This window comes from Streptomyces sp. Inha503 (genome assembly GCF_047215865.1).
In the GTDB taxonomy this organism is placed as follows: Bacteria; Actinomycetota; Actinomycetes; order Streptomycetales; family Streptomycetaceae; genus Streptomyces; species Streptomyces lycopersici.
On sequence record NZ_CP178360.1, the window covers coordinates 990,180 to 1,007,412 of the forward strand.

The 17,233-nt window shown below is 72.2% G+C and carries 14 protein-coding genes; 8 read left to right on the forward strand and 6 right to left on the reverse strand.

Features of this window, described 5'->3' with window-relative positions; translation table 11 throughout:
• Positions 1-101: 101 nt before the first annotated feature.
• Both ACJX2R_RS04525 and ACJX2R_RS04530 read left to right on the forward strand, forming a co-directional pair.
• Positions 102-1,787, forward strand: a complete 1,686-nt coding sequence (locus ACJX2R_RS04525; RefSeq protein ID WP_413098878.1) for an ATP-binding protein — start codon at positions 102-104, stop codon at positions 1,785-1,787.
• Positions 1,784-2,476, forward strand: coding sequence for a response regulator (locus tag ACJX2R_RS04530; protein ID WP_137976266.1), 693 nt, complete (start codon positions 1,784-1,786; stop codon positions 2,474-2,476). The genes ACJX2R_RS04525 and ACJX2R_RS04530 overlap by 4 nt, the downstream gene beginning before the upstream one ends.
• Positions 2,477-2,485: 9 nt before the next feature.
• On the opposite strand, the gene ACJX2R_RS04535 is transcribed toward ACJX2R_RS04530, so the two are convergent.
• Complete coding sequence (locus ACJX2R_RS04535) at positions 2,486-3,268, reverse strand: prephenate dehydrogenase (RefSeq protein ID WP_413098879.1); 783 nt, start codon at positions 3,266-3,268, stop codon at positions 2,486-2,488.
• A gap of 306 nt (positions 3,269-3,574) precedes the next feature.
• Here ACJX2R_RS04535 and ACJX2R_RS04540 point away from each other — a divergent pair, with 306 nt between their 5' ends.
• Together ACJX2R_RS04540 and ACJX2R_RS04545 are read left to right on the forward strand one after the other, a co-directional pair.
• Complete coding sequence (locus ACJX2R_RS04540) at positions 3,575-4,552, forward strand: D-2-hydroxyacid dehydrogenase family protein (RefSeq protein ID WP_413098880.1); 978 nt, start codon at positions 3,575-3,577, stop codon at positions 4,550-4,552.
• Between the two features lie 261 nt (positions 4,553-4,813).
• The gene (locus ACJX2R_RS04545) at positions 4,814-5,884 is read left to right on the forward strand and encodes a hypothetical protein (protein ID WP_413098881.1); all 1,071 of its coding nucleotides are present in this window, start codon (positions 4,814-4,816) and stop codon (positions 5,882-5,884) included.
• Between the two features lie 94 nt (positions 5,885-5,978).
• Here the strand turns inward: ACJX2R_RS04545 and ACJX2R_RS04550 are convergent, their stop codons facing one another.
• Together ACJX2R_RS04550 and ACJX2R_RS04555 are read right to left on the reverse strand one after the other, a co-directional pair.
• Positions 5,979-7,997, reverse strand: coding sequence for a spermidine synthase (locus ACJX2R_RS04550; RefSeq protein ID WP_413098882.1), 2,019 nt, complete (start codon positions 7,995-7,997; stop codon positions 5,979-5,981).
• Positions 7,998-8,318: 321 nt separating this feature from the next.
• Entirely contained in the window at positions 8,319-9,869 is a 1,551-nt protein-coding gene (locus ACJX2R_RS04555) for a nitrilase-related carbon-nitrogen hydrolase (RefSeq protein WP_413098883.1), read from the reverse strand.
• Between the two features lie 79 nt (positions 9,870-9,948).
• On the opposite strand from ACJX2R_RS04555, the gene ACJX2R_RS04560 reads away from it, so the two are divergent.
• The gene (locus ACJX2R_RS04560; RefSeq protein ID WP_262698262.1) at positions 9,949-10,566 is read left to right on the forward strand and encodes a TetR/AcrR family transcriptional regulator; all 618 of its coding nucleotides are present in this window, start codon (positions 9,949-9,951) and stop codon (positions 10,564-10,566) included.
• A 32-nt stretch (positions 10,567-10,598) separates the two neighbouring features.
• On the opposite strand, the gene ACJX2R_RS04565 is transcribed toward ACJX2R_RS04560, so the two are convergent.
• From ACJX2R_RS04565 to ACJX2R_RS04575, 3 genes are all read right to left on the reverse strand, one after another.
• Positions 10,599-11,771 (reverse strand): sialidase family protein, encoded by a 1,173-nt coding sequence (locus ACJX2R_RS04565; RefSeq protein ID WP_413098884.1) that lies wholly within the window; start codon positions 11,769-11,771, stop codon positions 10,599-10,601.
• A gap of 190 nt (positions 11,772-11,961) precedes the next feature.
• A complete protein-coding gene (locus tag ACJX2R_RS04570; RefSeq protein WP_262698260.1) occupies positions 11,962-12,759 on the reverse strand; it encodes an SDR family oxidoreductase in 798 nt (265 codons plus the stop codon).
• A 107-nt stretch (positions 12,760-12,866) separates the two neighbouring features.
• Positions 12,867-13,874 (reverse strand): 1-aminocyclopropane-1-carboxylate deaminase, encoded by a 1,008-nt coding sequence (locus tag ACJX2R_RS04575; protein WP_413098885.1) that lies wholly within the window; start codon positions 13,872-13,874, stop codon positions 12,867-12,869.
• 321 nt (positions 13,875-14,195) lie between these two features.
• Between ACJX2R_RS04575 and ACJX2R_RS04580 the strand changes: the two genes are divergently transcribed.
• The 3 genes from ACJX2R_RS04580 to ACJX2R_RS04590 all read left to right on the forward strand — a co-directional run bounded on the left by ACJX2R_RS04580 (position 14,196) and on the right by ACJX2R_RS04590 (position 17,213).
• On the forward strand, positions 14,196-15,194 hold the full coding sequence (locus tag ACJX2R_RS04580) for a dihydroxyacetone kinase subunit DhaK (protein WP_262698258.1): 999 nt from the start codon (positions 14,196-14,198) through the stop codon (positions 15,192-15,194).
• Positions 15,195-15,244: 50 nt separating this feature from the next.
• Complete coding sequence (locus ACJX2R_RS04585) at positions 15,245-15,946, forward strand: DAK2 domain-containing protein (RefSeq protein WP_413098886.1); 702 nt, start codon at positions 15,245-15,247, stop codon at positions 15,944-15,946.
• Between the two features lie 172 nt (positions 15,947-16,118).
• Positions 16,119-17,213, forward strand: a complete 1,095-nt coding sequence (locus ACJX2R_RS04590) for an acyltransferase family protein (protein WP_413098887.1) — start codon at positions 16,119-16,121, stop codon at positions 17,211-17,213.
• Positions 17,214-17,233: the final 20 nt, after the last annotated feature.

Consider the following 17,233-nt stretch of genomic DNA (forward strand, 5'->3'; position numbering starts at 1 on the left):
GGCGCCTTTACGGTGCCTTCACAGCACCATAAACGGACGAAGCACTACCGCTCGCGTACGGGACCACACGGGACCTCGAGACGGGAGACAGGGGGCCCATCATGCGTATCCGATGGCCCCGGCGTGTCTCCGGTCAGGTGCTCGCCGCGCAGCTGTCCATCACCGCCGGGGTGATGGTGCTGGCGACCGCGCTCTTCCTGGCCCCGCTCAGCTCCGAGATCGACAACCAGGCGATGCACCAGGCGCTCGCCATCGCCCAGACCACAGCGGCCGATCCGGACATCGCCCGGGACCTCGCCGCCACCGAGCCCACCCCGTCGGGTCCGGTGCAGCGGGCGGCGGAGCGGATCCGCCGGTCCACCGGGGCGCTGTACATCGTGGTGATGGACTCCCGGGGGGTGCGCTGGTCGCACACCACCACCGCCCGGATCGGCGAACACGTCTCCACCGATCCGCGCGAGGCGCTGTCCGGCCGGGAGGTCCTCCAGATCGACGTGGGGACGCTCGGCCGCTCGGCCCGCGCCAAGGTGCCGCTGCGGGCCAGGGACGGCCGGATCATCGGGGCGGTGTCGGTGGGCATCGGCTACGGCAGCGTGCGCGACCAGCTGCTGGCGGCGGTGCCCCGGCTGCTGCTCTACGCGGGGGCGGCGCTCGCGGTGGGTGTCCTCGCGGCGATCGCCGTCTCGCGCCGACTGCGCCGCCGTACCCACGGTGTGGCGTTCGCGGACATCTCGGCGCTGCTCGACGAGCGGGAGGCGATGCTGCACGGCATCCGCGAAGGGGTGGTGGCCTTCGACCGGCAGGGCCGGATCCGCCTGGTCAACGACGAGGCCGGACGGCTGCTGGGGATCCACCCGGACGCCACCGGCCGCACCCTGGAGGAGTCACTGCCCCCGGGCCGTACCACCGATGTGCTGGCGGGGCGGGTGGACGGGGCGGATCTGCTGACCGTCAGCGGCGGCCGGGTGCTGGTGGCCAACCGCATGCCGACCAAGGACGGCGGGGCGGTGGCGACGCTGCGGGACCGCACCGAGCTGGAGTTGCTGGGCCGCGAGCTGGACAGCACCCGCGGGCTGCTGGACGCGCTGCGCGCCCAGGACCACGAACACGCCAACCGGCTGCACACCCTGCTGGGGCTGCTGGAGCTCGGACTGCACGAGCGGGCGGCGCAGTTCGTGGCCGAGCTGACCAACGCCCGGCGCGCCTCGGCCGAGCAGATCTCCGAACGGGTGCACGATCCGATGCTGTCGGCGCTGCTGGTCGGCAAGTCGGCCATCGTGGCGGAGCGCGGGGTGGCCCTGCGCATCTCCCCCGCGACGCTGCTGCCGGGGCGGGTGGTCGATCCGCGCGATCTGGCGACCGTGCTCGGCAACCTCATCGACAACGCGCTGGACGCGGTGGCCGCGCACCGCCCGCCCACCCCGCTCATCGAGGTCGAGCTGAGGGCCGAGGGCACCACGGCCGTGCTGCGGGTGAGCGACACCGGTCCCGGGGTGCCGCCCGGGATGCGCGAACAGATCTTCACCGAGGGCTGGTCCACCAAGCGGCCCGCCCCTCCCGGTTCCCCGGACGGCCCCGATCCCCACGACGGGTCCGCCGCGGTGTCGCCGCGCGGCCGGGGCATCGGACTGGCCCTGGTACGGCGACTGGCCGAGCGATACGGAGGAATGGCCCGGGTCACCGCCAGGGCGGGTGGCGGGGCGGTGTTCACCGTCGTCCTGCCCGAGGCCCTCACCGGGGACGACACACCCACCCATGAGTTCACCGCAGCAGGAGAGTCACGATGATCGACGTTCTTGTCGTGGACGACGACTTCCACGTCGCCGAGATCAACGCTGCGTATGTGGCCCAGGTGCCCGGCTACCGGGTCACCGCCCGCGCCCATACCGCGGCCCAGGCCCTCGCGACCCTCGAACGCACCCCGGTCGACCTCGTCCTGCTCGACCACTATCTGCCGGACGAGACCGGGCTGACCCTGGTGCGCCGGATGCGCCAGCTCGGCCACCACGCCGACGTCATCATGGTGACGGCGGCGTGCGATGTGGCCACCGTCCAGGCCGCCATGCGCCATGGCGCACTCCAGTACCTGGTCAAGCCGTTCAGCTTCGCCGGGCTGCGGGCCAAGCTGGACGGCTACGCGGGACTGCGCCGCACCCTCGAGGGCGTCGGCGGGCGCGGCGAGACGGGCCAGGAGAGGGTGGACCGGATCTTCGGCGCCTTCGCGGCCGCCGACACCTCCGGTCCCGCCCTCCCCAAGGGCCACTCCGCGCCCACCGTCGACCTCATACGCCGGGTCCTGGACCAGGCCGACCACCCGCTCTCCGCCCATGAAGTGGCGGAGCGCACCGGCATCAGCCGCTCCACGGCCCAGCGCTATCTGAAGTACCTCGAGCATGCGGGCCGTATCAGCCTCACGCTCAAGTACGGGGACACCGGCCGTCCCGAACACCGCTACACATGGGTGGCGGTGAACTGACGGCACCCCTCAGCTGGTGGCCGTGGCCTCGTACAGGCCACGGCCGGAGCGCTGGGCCCGGTCCGAGGAGCGCAGCCGCTCGAGGGTGTTGCGCACCGAGTTCACATTGGTGCGGGATTCCTCGCGGCCCAGGGCCTCGTTGACCTCGGAGGCCCGCATGGGGCGGCCGGCCTTGCGCAGCGCGGTCAGCACGCTGTCGGCGAGCCCGGTGGAGCGCTCGGAGGTGGTGGCCGTCTCCTTGGTGGCCTTCTCCGCCGGCTTCTCCGCTGCCTTGGTGGACTTGGCGGTCTTGGCCGTGGCCTTGGTGGCCTTCACCGTGGCCTTGGCGGACTTGGGAGCCTTCGCCGCGGCCTTCGCGGCGGTCTTCTTGGCGGCGGTCTTCTTGGCCGCCGCCTTGGTGCCCCGTCCGGTGGCCGGGGCCTTGCCCGCCTTGCCGCCACTGCGCTGACGGCCGATGGCTGCCTTGCGGGTGGTGGCGGAGGTACGGCCGGTGGTGGCCGTGTCCTCGGCGGGCTCCGGCGCGGCGGCCTCGGCCGTGGCCTCGGTGGCCGGTTCCGCGGCCGGCTGGGCCACGGGCTCCGCCACCGGGGCTCCGTTGCCGCCCTGCTCGGGCACCGCGGAGGTGGAGAGGGACTGAAGACTGCTCAGGGCGGTGCTGACCGCCTCCAGCCGCTTGGTGACGGCCTCCAAATCACCCTTGAGTGCCTCCTGTTGCTTCTGGAGCTGAGGGAGTTCGGCCTCCAAGACCTCGATGGTCGAACCAACACTGCTGTCCGCGCTCAACGCGTTCACTTCACTTCGTCCCCTTTCTGGGCGTCTGCGCCCATCGCAGCAGCGATTATGCCTGCTGTCAGTGGTGTGCGGTGCCCTGTGTGCCACTACGCAAAACAACCACACATGTCTCAGCACCCCATGAGAGGCCAACTTTCGGTGAAAAAACACGTCTGTGACACCACGCCCGCGCGGCCGATGTCATCCGGAAGGGTGGCGCCGCAAACGCGGTGACGACGTGTCAGGCCCCCCTTTCCAGGGTGCCATCACATGGGTGGTAGAAACACCGTACCTGTCCGAGGAAACCGAGGTAGTCGAGGTAGTCCCATGAAGTTGCGCTGCGCAGTGCTCGACGACTATCAGGACGTGGCGCTGTCGGCGGCCGACTGGTCGGGGGTGCTGGACGCGGTGGACGTGGTGCCGATCCATGAGCACATCGCCGGTGAGGACGCGGTCGCCGAGGCGATCGGGGACTGCGAGATCGTGGTCATCATGCGGGAGCGCACACCCTTCCCCGCGTCGCTGTTTACCCGGCTGCCACGGCTGAAGCTGCTGGTCACCACCGGAATGCGCAATGCGTCGGTGGACCTGGAGGCCGCCGCCCGCCATGGCGTCACCGTGTGCGGCACCGGCAGCGGCTCGCAACCGCCCGCCGAGCTCACCTGGGCGCTGATCCTGGGGCTCGCCCGCCATCTGGTGCCGGAGAGCACGGCGCTGCGGGACGGCGGACCGTGGCAGAGCACCGTCGGCACCGAGCTGTACGGCCGCCGTCTGGGGTTGCTGGGACTCGGCAGGATCGGCGCCCAGGTGGCGCGGGTGGGCCGGGCCTTCGGCATGGAGGTGGCCGCCTGGAGCGAGAACCTGACGGCCGAGCGCGCGGCGGCGGAGGAGGTCCGGGCGGCGGACTCGAAGGAGGAACTGCTGGAGACCAGCGACATCGTCTCGGTGCATCTGGTGCTCAGCGACCGCACCCGGGGGCTGCTGGGCGCGCCGGAGCTGAGGCTGATGCGTCCCACGGCGCTCCTGGTGAACACCTCCCGCGCCGCCATCGTGGACCAGACCGCGCTCGCGCGGGCGCTGCGGGACGGCTGGATCGCGGGCGCGGGCGTCGATGTGTTCGAACGGGAGCCGCTGCCGCCGGGCGATCCGTTCCGTACGCTGCCCAATCTGCTGGCCACCCCGCATCTCGGCTATGTCACCCGGGGCAACTACGAGCGGTTCTACGGCGATGTGGTGGAGGACATCGGCGCCTATCTCCAGGGCGCGCCGATCCGCCGTCTGAGCCCGCCCGAACCGGTCGGCTGACTCGGCCCCGAGGAGCGCCAAGGGGGCGTATTCCAGAACGGGTTGAAGCAGGCCGGCGACCTCGCCGACCGTGTACAAACGTCCCGTGCCCAGCCACTGTGCGCCTGCCGGGGCTGAAAGCGACTCATGCCCTCCGCCCGGTGGACACTATTCCGTTTCGCCTTCGTCATACCGGACAGGCTGCCTGGCACGGACAACCCATCGGCCCGCACGACAGACCGGTGCCCGGTCGATCGACCCGGCACCGCGGACGGAGGGAACGTGGCTCACAGCACATCCGGAAAGCCGACGACCGACGGGGCGCCGGCCGGGCAGGACGCCCTACGGCACGGCGGCGACGGGGGGCCGGGGGCCCCGTCACCGAGCCGGCGCGGCATGCTCTCGGTGGCCGCCGCGGCCGGGCTCGGCCTGCTCGCCGGCTGCGGCGAGGAGTCGGCCGGTTCCACCTCCGGAGCGGGCCCGCGGGGGTCCACGAAGGCGCGGCACTCCCCGTCCGCCACGCCGTCCAAGCCCTCCCCCTCGCCCACTCCGAAACCGCGGCCCGAGCTGCCCAGGGGCGGCCGGGAGCTGTCCCGCTACCGGCTGGTGGGCTACTGCGGGCTGCCCGGGGCCGCCGCGCTCGGCCGGCTCGGCGTCGGGGACCTCGACGACCAGGTGCGGCAGATCGAGAAGACCGCCCGTGCCTACGCCGCGGACCGTGAACCGCAGCCGGTGCTCGAACTCCTCGCGACCGTCGCCAACAGCGCCGCGGGCCCCGATGGCACCTACCGCTCGCGCACCTCCTCCGACACGATCCGCCGCTTCCACGACGCGGCCAAGCGCCACCGCGCCCTGCTCCTGCTGAACATCCAGCCGGGCCGGGCCTCGGTCCTCGGCGAGGTCAAGGCGCTGCGCCAATGGCTGGTCCACGCCGATGTCGGCATAGCCCTGGACCCGGAGTGGGAGATGGGTCCGGGTGAGGTGCCGGGGGACACCTACGGCCACACCAGCGGCAAGGAGCTCACCGATGTGGCCCGCTATCTCTCCGGGATCGTCGACGAACACGATCTGCCGCAGAAGCCGCTCGTCTTCCACCAGGTGGCCGTGTCCGTCGTCAGCGACCAGTCCGGCTTGCGCCCACAGCCCGGGGTGGTGTTCATCAAGAGCGCGGACGGCATAGGTTCGCCGGGGATGAAGCGGGACACCTGGCGGCAGCTGGTCAGGAATCAGCCCGAGGGCGTGCGCACCGGCTTCAAGCTCTTCTACGAGGAGGACACCGAGGGGAGCCGGCTGATGACCCCGGAGGAGGTGCTGGCCCTGCGGCCACGCCCGGACTACGTCATGTTCGAGTGACCGCGGCGGCCCGCGCAAGGAATTGGGCGGTCGGTGTCACGCATACGGCCGCCCCCGGCCGGAAGGCGGCCGGGGGCGGCTGGGGAAGGGGCGCTCAGGGGCGTGGCGCCGTCTGCACGGTGAGGGGTTCCCGGGTGGCGACGTCGCCGGGGCCACGGCGGGTGAAGCGCATGGCCACACAGGCACCCGCGTACAGCACCGCCACCACCAGCAGCAGCGCCTGATAGCCCGTGAGCAGGGCCAGATACTCCAGGGTGCCGCCGAACAGGGAGCCCAGCAGGTTGGCGCCGAACGCCGAGGTGGGGTCGGCGGCCGCCGCCAGCCGGTCGGAGAAGATGAGGTTGGCGCAGAAGATGGGGGCGAAGGCCAGCGCGATCGCGGCGGCCAGCCGGGGGGCGAAGGGCAGCCCCAGCACCACATGGGACGGGACCAGCCAGGCGACGGCGAGGCTGGCGAACAGCATCAGCTGGAGCACCAGCTGATTGACCCGGCGCAGCCTGCGCCGGACCTCCACCGCGCACAGCACCGCGAGCAGCACCCCCGCGAAGACCATCGCGTTGACCAGCCAGGTGGTGCCGAAGTAGAGGGCGAACCCGATCACGTTCTTGGTCTCAAGCAGCATGAACGCCGCGCCGAGCAGGAACATGTCCACATAGCGGGCGGTGCGCCTCAGCCGGACCCCGGTCAGCCGTACCGACACCAGCGTCACCAGCAGGATCGCGCCCAGGACCCCGATGTAGAGGGTGGGGATGGTGCGGTGCAGCAGATACGGGAAGGGGTGGTCGTCACTGGCGGCCGAGGGCACCGGGCCGGAGGGGCGCCACGCGGAGGCGGTGCAGGACTGGTCGCTGGAGGTGACACCGGCCACCAGGATGGCCGCCTTCTTGCCTCCGTAGTGGGTGATGCAGGGGGCGTGTCCGAAGACGGAGGTGAGCGTGGAGCCGAACCGGTCGATGAGCCAGTTCTGCCGGTAGTAGTTGTACATGGCGAACGCGCCGCCGGGGGCGATGTGGCGGTGTGCCGCCTCGAACGCCTGCCGGGTGAACAGATAGCTCTCCAGACGCAGGTTGCTCGCGCCCGACACCAGGGTCAGGGAGTCCGGCAGGGCGAGGACGACCAGGTCGTAGCGGGTCTTGGTGCGCTCCAGGAAGGCCCGGCCGTCGTTGATGTGCACGTGCACGCGGGGGTTGTCGTAGGGCCGGGCCGGGTGCAGTGACGCGCCGATCTCCTGGAGCCGGGGGTCGATCTCCACCGCGTCCACCCGCTGGGCGCCGTGGGCGAGCGCCATCGCCACGTCGTTGCCGTTGCCCGCTCCGATGACGAGCACCCGGCGGTGGGAGTTGCGCGGGGTCTCGCGGTAGGGCTGCTCGTACGGGGAGTCGGGGCGTCTGAGCACCTTCAGCGGGGCGATGGACTGGTGCGGTACGCCATTGGCGGAGATCTTGTAGTCCCGGCTGCCGGAGGTCGGCCTGGTGACCTCGATCTTGTAGTACGGGGACCAGGAGATGCCGCTGGCCGCCGTCTCCAGCGCCAGGATGGCCACCATCAGCGCGAGCGGCACCGAATATCTGATGGCGTTGCGGAGGCCACCGAGGGTCAGCAGCGCCGCCGCGGCGATCACCCCCCACACCACCGACGGTGCGCGCAGCCAGGACAGCAGCGCGAAGGACACCGAGCCGGTGAGCGAGCCCAGCAGGTCGAAGCGGTACGCCTCGAGCGAGGGCAGCCGGCGGAACTGATCGGCCGTCATCTTCCCGATGGCCATCATGATCAGGGCGGTGAGCCCGAAGAGCACCGGCAGGGTCACCCACTGGGGCAGACCGGTGGTCTTCACGGCGGTGAAGTAGATGACCTCGCCGCTGGTCTGCCGCACCTGCACGGGGAACTCGCGCACCAGGACGACGAGAACGGCGAGTGGGATGGGCGTCCAGCGGGTCAGCCACTGCCCACGGTCGGCGGGCAGCAGGAATCCCAGGCCGATCCCGAGGAACGAGCCCAAGAGGATGAAGTTCGAGAAATAGCTCAGATGGACGATATTGGCGCCGGTCCACCGGATCAGCGCCAGCTCGACGAAGAGCATGGTAGCGCTGGCCAGCAGCAGCCTCGCGCGCACGTTTTGCGGTCCTGGGCTGTGCTCCATGTCGGCCACGCTGTCATCCGGGGCGGGGCAGGTCGAGCACCCACCCGGCCCGTGCCGTCGGCCGGATGGCGGGCGTCCGGCGCCTCGGAAAGTGGCTCCGGCCGCTCGCGCTCCGCTCGTGCGATGAGTCGCCACCGCGCCACCGCCGCGACCGTCGGCGCTGGTCAGCGGCGTGGCTCGGGGTGCGGTGCGACGGCCGTACGGGGTGGGGTGGTCACATCGCGGCAGGTGTCCCGGGTCGGCTCCCCCGGCCACCGCCGTACGGCGTTCGGGTCATGGCCCGGCCGGTGTCCGTCACCTGCCCGGGCCAACGGCGGACGCCCGCGCGGAGGAGGCGGACCCGGATGGCGGAGCGGGGTGGCGGCGTACGCGCCTGACGAGGACCACCGCCGCGGCCACGGTGCCGGCGAGCACCGCCCAGGAGACGAGGTCGCCCGTGCGGGAGTACGGGGTGCGCGAGCCGTGGACGGGAACGTCGGCGTACCAGACGCCCGCGTCGGTGGTGGTGTCCTGCGTGGACAGCAGCCGTCCGGTGGCGTCGTAGGCGCTGGACTGGCCGTTGAAGTCCTGCCGGACCAGCGCGTAGCCGTTCTCGATCGCGCGCAGCCCGGCCATGGCGGTGTGGGTGCGCCCCATCTCGGGCCAGTCGCCGCCGGGGACGAAGACGATGTCGGCGTCGATGTGATTGCCCGCCGGGAAGTCGGCGTCGTAGCAGATGACGTTCGCCAGTCGGCCGTACGGGGTGTCGACGACGGGCACGTGGCCGTCGCCGGGTGTGTAGATCTCGAGCCCGGGGATGGGCCGGGCCTTCTCGTAGTCCCACAGCTTCCTGCCGTCGGGGCCGAAGAGATGGGTCTCGTCCCTGCCGTGGGGCGCGTCCGGCAGATAGGTCAGGTCGGCCACCAGGAGGTAGACGTCGTGCGCGTCCGCTGTCGCCGATGCCTGGCGCAGATACGCGCGGTGGTCCTCGTCGGCCACCCGCGCGGCGTTCTCCGACCAGACGACGATCCGCGCACCGGCCGCGGCCGCCCGGGCGGTCTGGCGGAAGAGGTCGTCCAGGAGCGGTCGCATGGCCCGGCGCACATCGGCCCGGTCGACGCGGCGCGGATCGGTGACGGCGAGCCGGGAGGCGCCGTGCACCGCCGTCTCGGCGTCGATGGCCGCCTGGCTCGGATTGACGCCGGCCACTTTGACGGTCTCGGCTCCCGTGTCCGTGGACATCATGCGGAGCTGGCCGCCGACGACGATCAGCGCGACGGCAGCGGCGTAGGCGGCGGCCCAGCGCGGCGCGGGCCGGTGCGGCCCGCGCTCCCAGACCAGATTGCCGATGGTCGCTCCCGCCTCGATGACGAAGGCGATGACGTACGGCCCGGTCAGCGCGGTGATCTGGAGCAGTGCGGTGTTCGCGTGCTGGGACGCGGCCCGCATGCCGTAGGCGGTGCCGAACGGGCCGTACGTGCCGAGGAGGAATTCCACGGACATGGCCGTCGCGGGGAACAGCAGCACCCGGCCGAGGGTGCCGGCGCGCGGGCCGAGCAGCCGGTCGGCCGCATACGGCACTCCGTAGGCCACTCCGAAGGCCACATCGCCCAGCAAGGTGAGCCAGGTGATGGGTACGGCGAGTTCGGCCATCCACACCGCGGCCGACGCCACCGTGACGGCGAACACCGCGGGCAGGGCCGCGAGCGGGCGGGTGTGGCGCAGGAAGCGGAGGAGGAGCAGCGGCGCCACCCATGCGGCCAGGGGCACGTCGAACCGGCCGCCGACGGACAGCAGGGACGCCGCGGCGCCGCCCCACAGATACAGCCAGGGGCGTTGCGGGGGCGGGGCGAGTCGTTCGGTCATCGGGCACTCCTGTGCGCGGGCCGCGTCCCCATGGACCGGCCCGCATCGATGTGTACGATGTCCACATTGAAGGATGGAGGTGTGGACACTGTCAACATCCACTGGCTCGGGATACCACCACGGGGATCTGCGAGCGGCCCTGCTGGACTCCGCCCTGGCGCTCCTCAACAGCGAGGGCCCGGGCGAGCTGTCGCTGCGCGCGGTCGCCCGGCACGCCGGGGTCTCCCCGAACGCCCCCTACCGCCACTACCGCGACAAGGAGGCGCTGCTCGCCGCCCTCGCCACCCGGGGCTTCACGGAGCTGGGCGAACGCCTCGCCGCGGTCGCCCCCGGGGAGGAGCCCGGCGCGGAGGTCATCTCCATGGCGTGCGCGGCGGTCGACTACGCGCTGGACCACCCCGGGGTGTACCGCCTGATGTTCGGGCAGGCGTGCAGCGGCCACCCCGACACCATCGCCGCCTCCGACGCCGCGATCGCCATCGTGGCGGAGCGCATCGCGGCCGTCGCGGAACCCGAGCGGCGCGAACCGCTGCGGGTCGGGATCTGGGCCCTCGTCCACGGGCTGAGCACACTGCTGCTGGACGAACGGCTCGGCACACCGACGCGCGCCGAGGCCGACGCCCTGGTGGAGACGGTCCTACGGACCATGCTGGGCGCCGGCCCCGAACGGCCGGACGGGGGCTCCGCGGCCCGGTGAACACCGCGCCGCTCAGCGGGTGTTCCGCCGGGTCAGCTCCCCCCGGTGGCGTAGAACGGCTTGCACACGGTGCCCACGTAGTCCGTGGCGATCTCCAGCAGTCGGCTGCCGTCCGCCGAGGGCAGCAGCGCGGAGCTGTAGTTGGGACACCAGTCGACCACCTTGGAATCCACCCGCACCGGTGCTGAGATCGAACGCCAGGCTCCGGTGCCGCCGTTGCTGTTGGTCCAGACGGTGGCACCGCTGCCGGTGGCGGTGGTGCCGTCGGCGTTGTTCAGGACCTGGCCGACGAGGAACAGCTTGCCCCGGGGATTTCCGGGCTCGGGGGCCCAGGCGAGGTTCGGCGTGTGGGTGAAGTACTTCCCGTCGGCGGTCTCGGGACGGTAGCCGAGGTGAGCGGGGTCGCCCCAGTTCCAGCCGTCCCACGAGGTCCGGTAGTGGACCACGCATGAGTACTGCCCCTGGGCGGCGCAGATCTCGTATGCCATGAAGTACTGGCCGTCGGGCAGTTTGCGCACGATGGGCATACCGGGCCGGTCGGAGGCGAGGTTGCTGGCGACGGTGGCGTGGTGGCCCGTCCAGGTGATCCCGTTCGCGCTGCGGGCGGCGACCAGCTTCTGGCTGTGCGCGGGATCGGTCTCGTCCGAGTAGTGGGCCACCAGCCGTCCACTGGAGTCGATGGAGAACTCCGGCTCCCACAGTCCCTTGGTGTTGGGGGCGGTGGCCACGGTGGACAGATAGGACCAGCTGCGGCCCCGGTCGTTGCTGCGGAAGACCCGGATGGCCATTCGGCGGTCCGGCTCGTCCTGGCCGATGGAGGCCGCCCACAGCAGGGTCCCCGCGGGCATGGCGCCGACGGCCCGCGGCAGTTCGTACAGGGTGGCGCAGCATTCGCCCTGCCCGCCGGACGCCTCGGGGTCGGCCACCTCGCCCACCTGCCGGAAGGTGGCGCCGTCGTCGGTGCTCTCGTAGATGGCACCGAGCCCGTCCGAGCCGCGGAAGGTGACCACCGAGGCGAGGACGCGGCCGTTGGCGGCGCCGTTGTGCTGGAGGCGCAGCGCGCGGGGATAGAGGCCGGTGCCGTCGCGCAGCAGGGTCCCGGAGGCGGCCGCGGCCGGGGGTGCCTGGACGGCCAGGAGAGAGCCCAGGACCGCCAGGAGGGTCAGCAGGGTGGACAGGAGGTGTCTTCGGTACCGCGTGGTCATGCACGCTCCCTCGGGAGGAGTGGTGAAGGGGGAGAGGGGCCCGGGCCCTGCGTGGCGCAACGCTAGAGATAATTTCCAACGTTGTAAATCCCTTGCGCGGGCTTCCGCGAGGGCGGGGCACCAGGCCGGGGGTGGCACGCGCCTCCGGCCCGTTGCGCCATGGCGTGACGGGGCGGTCGGGGCGGTGCGGTCAGTGCTCCTGGGCGGTGGGGCGCACCATGATCTCGTTGACGGCCGCGTGCGCGGGCTGGGTGACCATGAAGGCGATCGCGCGGGCGATGTCCTCGGGGTGCAGCCAGGACTCGCGCGGCATGCCGCGCCCGGCGGCGGCCATCGCGCTGTCGGCCGTCAGCTCCGTGGCGACCATGCCCGGCTCGACCAGCCCCACCCGGACACCGCGGGCGGTCACCTCCTGGCGCATGGCCTCGCTCATGGCGCCCACCGCGTGTTTGGTGGCCGAGTAGACGCCGTTGCCGGGACGTGCCAGCCGGCCGGCCACCGAGCTGACGTTCACCAGATCCGCCACCCCGCGCGGGCCGCCGGACGCCGTCCGCAGCAGATGCGGCAGCGCCTGCTGGGAGGTGTGCAGCACCGTCCTGACGTTGAGGTCGAGCATCCGCTCCCAGCCCTCGGGGTCGCTCTCCTCGACCTTGCCGGGCACCACGGAACCGGCGTTGTTCACCAGCACGTCGAGCCGTCCGCACCGCTCGACGGCGTCCTCGACACACTGGCGGGCCTGCGCCGTGTCCCGGAGATCCGCGGTGAGGACGGCGCTGGAGCGGCCCTCCTTCCGTACCGTGGCGGCCAGGTCCTCCAGCCGTTCGGTGCGGCGGGCCACCAGCGCGAGATCGGCTCCCTGCCGGGCCAGCGCCACGGCGGTGGCCGCTCCGATGCCGCTGGACGCGCCGGTCACCAGCGCCACGCAGCCCGACAGCGGGCCGTGGGAGGGCGCGGCCTCTCCGGCGTGCCGGTCGTTCCCGGTGTTCATATCCGTCACCCTGGGTCCCTGGTCTTACGGGGGTGGGGAGGCCACGGGGTCGGCGTGGCCCGGGGCTGGACCGGGTACCCCGGCGGAGGCCGTCCATCGCCCCGTTCTCAGCGGAAGGCGCCGCTGTAGGCGTTGAGCGCGGGCTGGCCGCCGAGGTGGGCGTAGAGCACGTTGGAGTCCTTGGGTATGCCGCCGTCGCGGACGAGGTCGATCAGCCCGGCCATGGACTTGCCCTCGTAGACCGGGTCGAGGATCACCCCTTCGAGGCTTCCGGTGAGCCGGATCGCCTCGAGGGTGGAGTCGACCGGGACGCCGTAGAGGTCCCCGGCCCAGCCCTCCAGCACGGTGATCTCCTCATCGCGCAGCTCCCGGCCGAGGCCGATCAGCCCGGCGGTCTCGCGTGCGATCTTCTCCACCTGGGCACGGGTCTCGGCCGGTTTGGCGGAGGCGTCGATGCCCAGGACCCGGCGGGGGCGGTCCTGGCCCGCGAAACCCGCGATCATGCCCGCCTGGGTGGAGCCGGTGACGCTGCACACCACGATGGTGTCGAAGAAGACCCCCAGCTCCCGCTCCTGTTCCTGGACCTCCCGCGCCCAGTTGGCGAAGCCCAGACCGCCCAGCGGATGGTCGGAGGCCCCGGCGGGGATCGGATACGGCGTGCCGCCCGCGGCGCGTACGTCCTCCAGGGCCCGGGTCCAGCTGTCCTTGAAGCCGATGCCGAATCCGGCGTCGACCAGCCGCACCCGCGCGCCCATGATCCGGGAGAGCAGGATGTTGCCCACCTTGTCGTTGACGGAGTCGGGCCAGTCCACCCAGCTCTCCTGCACCAGGACGGCCTTCAGCCCCAGCTTCGCCGCGACCGCCGCGACCTGGCGGGTGTGGTTGGACTGCACACCGCCGATGCTCACCAGGGTGTCCGCGCCCTTCCGGAGCGCGTCGGGGACGAGGTACTCCAGCTTGCGGGTCTTGTTGCCGCCGAAGGCCAGTCCGCTGTTGCAGTCCTCGCGCTTGGCCCAGACGCGCGCCCCGCCGAGGCGCTCGCTCAACCGGTCCAGGGGGTGGATCGGGCTGGGGCCGAACAGCAGGGGGTAGCGCTCGAAGTCATCGAGGGACATGGGTGGCTCCTTGTGGGTGGTGCCGGATGTCCGGCGATCCCTACCCCGGCCCTCCCCGTCGGCACACGATTCCCTCTCCACCGTCCCGTCGGCACACGAGGCCGAGCCCTCCCCGGGCACCCCCCCAGCCCCTCCCCGGCCACCTCCGTCAGTACCCGACCGGCGTATGCCAGTAGGCCGTTGGGGTCCCGCTGCTGTCCAGCCTGAGCACCCTGCCGCCGCGTCGCGGCGACTATCTGTGCCTGAGCCCTCGTACCGCCGAGACGGCGCTCGACCGCCGAGTCCACCCCGTCCGCCCCACTCGCCCAGGGAGCCGAGACCATGCCCCAGTACTTCCGCGACTCGCCCGAGTCTCTCGTTCCCGACGCGCTCGCGGGCTTCGCCGCCGCCCACGCCGACCTCGTCGCCTACAACCCCGACCACGGATACTTCCGCACCCGCCACACCGCACCCACCCGCCGCGTCGGGCTGGTCTCGGGCGGCGGCTCCGGCCATGAACCGCTGCACTCCGGCTTCCTCGGTACGGGGATGCTGGACGCCGCCTGCCCCGGCCGGATCTTCGCCTCGCCCCACAACCGGCAGATCTTCGAGGCCAGCCGGGCCGTCGCCCGGGCCGACGGGGTGCTGCACATCGTCAAGAACTACACCGGCGACCGCATCAACTTCGGCATCGCCGCCGAGCGCCTCGCCCACGAGGGCATCCGCTGCGCCCGTCTCCTCATCGACGACGACCTCGCCACCGACTCCGACGACATCGCGGTCGGCCGCCGCGGCACCGGTGCCACCCTGATCGTCGAGAAGATCCTCGGCGCCGCCGCCGACGAGGGGCGCGGTCTTGAGGACCTGGTGGCGCTCGGCACCGATGTGACCCGGCGGGCCCGCAGCCTCGCCGTCGCCGCGGCCGCCCACACCACGCCCCAGTCCGGCACACCGGCCTTCACCCTGCCCGACAACGTCCTGGAGTTCGGGGTCGGCATCCACGGCGAGCGGGCCGAGGGGACCACCCCGCACGCCCCGCTCGGCAAGCTGGTCGAGACCATGACCGACCAGTTGCTGGCCGCGCTGCCCGACAGCGCCGGGACACGGGTGCTCGCCCTGGTCAACGGGCTGGGCTCGATCACCTCGCTGGAGCTGTACGGCATCCGCCACGCGGTCGCCAAGGCCCTGGACGACCGCGGTGTCGGCCTCGACCGGTCACTGACCGGCACCTTCGTGAGCGCCCTGGACATGCGGGGCTTCTCGCTGACCCTGTTCGCCACCGACGCGGAGGCGCTGCGGCTGTGGGACGCCCCCGCCCGCACCCCCGCCTGGCCCCTGTGATCCGTCCGGCCTCCGTGACCCCGCCTCCGCCCCGAGGAGTTGCCCCGCTCATGCCCCACCAGCCCGGCCCCAAGGGCCTCACCCACACCGCCGTCATGGACTGGATGACACGGTTCGCCGCCACCGTACGCTCCGTGGAGCCCGAGCTCACCGCGCTCGACCAGAAGGCGGGCGACGGGGACTTCGGCGCCAATCTGGTCACCGGGATGGACGGTGTCCGCCGCGCGCTGGACGCCCTGGCGGCGGGCTCGGGGAACGGCGAGCGGGACCGGCGGGGCCCGGACGCACCGCTGGACGCCGCCGCGCGGGTCTTCCTCGACGACGTCGGCGGCACCAGCGGCCCCCTGTTCGGGCTGCTCTTCCAGGAGCTCGCCGACGCGCTGGGGATGGCGGCCGACCCGCCCGGAACCGCGGCGCTGGCCCTCGGCACCGCCGCCGGCGCGGCCGCGATCCAGCGGGTCGGCGAGGCCGAGGTGGGCGACAAGACGATGGTGGACGCCCTCGTCCCCGCCGCACGGGCCCTCGCCTCCTGCGAACCCACCGCCGACCCCGCGCACGCGCTCCATGTGGCCGCGGTGGCGGCCCACCGGGGCGCCCGCTCCACGACCGATCTGCGCGCCCGCCGCGGGCGCGCCAGCTACACCGGCGACCACTCGCGCGGCGTCCCCGACCCGGGCGCCCTGGCCGTCGCCCTGTTGTTCGCCTCCGCACACGCCGAGCTCACCTCGCTCGGCAGGCTCCCCGTGTCCTGAGGAGGAAGGCCGAGGCCGGGCAGGGGATCCCCGGGACGTGCCGCCCGCCGGTGAACCGCTCGGCCGAACCGCACGTACTGGGATACGAGTCCTGGGCCGCATGAGAGGAGCAGAGCGGGGCAGACGACCAGGATTCGACTGTCAACTCGATCAAAGGTGTACTGGAGAATCTGTGCAGCAGGAGACCGCCGCCCGTGTGACCGCACCACCGGCCGTACCACGGCCGCGCGATGGCGGCGCGTCCGGAGGCCGGACGCGCGACCCGTACTTCGACAACGCGAAGTACCTCACCATCGTGCTGGTGGCGTGCGGCCACGCATGGGAGCCGCTCACCTACGGCAGCCGGGCGGCCACGGCGATCTACCTGACGGTGTACGCGTTCCACATGCCCGCGTTCGCCCTCATATCGGGCTACTTCTCGCGGAGTTTCGACATGGCGCCGGGGCGGGTGAAGCGGCTGCTCACCGGCGTCGTCGTGCCGTACCTGGTCTTCGAGGTGGCGTACACGCTCTTCTACCGCTGGGCGCAGGACGATCCGGGCTATCCGATCAGCCTGCTCGACCCCTGGTATGTGATGTGGTTCCTGGCCGCGCTGTTCATCTGGCGGGTCACCACACCGCTGTGGCTCACGCTGCGCCATCCGGTGCCGGTCGCGCTGGCGGTGTCCGCGCTGGCCTCGATCTCGCCGGAGGCCGGCGGGGACCTCGGTCTCCAGCGGGTGCTGGCGTTCCTCCCGTTCTTCGTGGTCGGGCTCACCCTGCGCCCGGACCACTTCACCCGGCTGCGGACCCGGCGGGCCCGGCTGGTCGCCCTTCCGGTGGCGGCCTTCGCCCTGTGCACGGCGTACGCGGTGGCGCCCTGGATGGACGCGGAGTGGTTCTACCACCGCAAGAGCGTCGCCAAGCTGGACGGCGTACCGCCCTGGGCCGGTCTGCTCACCACGCCCGCCCTCTTCGGTCTGGCGCTGGTGCTGACGGCCTGCTTCCTGGCCTGGGTGCCGGGGCGCCGGACGTGGTTCACCGCGCTCGGCTCGGGCACGCTGTACGGCTATCTGCTGCACGGCTTCATCATCAAGTCCTCCCGCTTCTGGGACTGGTACGACCATCCGTGGCTGCACACCCCGCTCGGGGAGCTCACCGTCACGGCGGCCGCGGTGCTCATGATCACCGCACTGTGCACGGAACCGGTGCGACGGGTCCTGCGCGCCCTGGTGGAGCCACGCATGGACTGGGCGTTCCGGCGCACCGGTTCGTCAACCGGTTCCTGAGGTCGGCGGGGGGCTTCCTG

Excerpts from the sequence above, each read along its gene's own strand:
- ACJX2R_RS04525 (WP_413098878.1), top strand. The coding sequence starts at position 102 with ATGCGTATCCGATGGCCCCGGCGTGTCTCCGGTCAGGTGCTCGCCGCG.
- ACJX2R_RS04530 (WP_137976266.1), top strand. The coding sequence starts at position 1,784 with ATGATCGACGTTCTTGTCGTGGACGACGACTTCCACGTCGCCGAGATC.
- ACJX2R_RS04540 (WP_413098880.1), top strand. The coding sequence starts at position 3,575 with ATGAAGTTGCGCTGCGCAGTGCTCGACGACTATCAGGACGTGGCGCTG.
- ACJX2R_RS04555 (WP_413098883.1), bottom strand. The coding sequence starts at position 9,869 with ATGACCGAACGACTCGCCCCGCCCCCGCAACGCCCCTGGCTGTATCTG.
- ACJX2R_RS04565 (WP_413098884.1), bottom strand. The coding sequence starts at position 11,771 with ATGACCACGCGGTACCGAAGACACCTCCTGTCCACCCTGCTGACCCTC.
- ACJX2R_RS04570 (WP_262698260.1), bottom strand. The coding sequence starts at position 12,759 with ATGAACACCGGGAACGACCGGCACGCCGGAGAGGCCGCGCCCTCCCAC.
- ACJX2R_RS04575 (WP_413098885.1), bottom strand. The coding sequence starts at position 13,874 with ATGTCCCTCGATGACTTCGAGCGCTACCCCCTGCTGTTCGGCCCCAGC.
- ACJX2R_RS04580 (WP_262698258.1), top strand. The coding sequence starts at position 14,196 with ATGCCCCAGTACTTCCGCGACTCGCCCGAGTCTCTCGTTCCCGACGCG.
- ACJX2R_RS04585 (WP_413098886.1), top strand. The coding sequence starts at position 15,245 with ATGCCCCACCAGCCCGGCCCCAAGGGCCTCACCCACACCGCCGTCATG.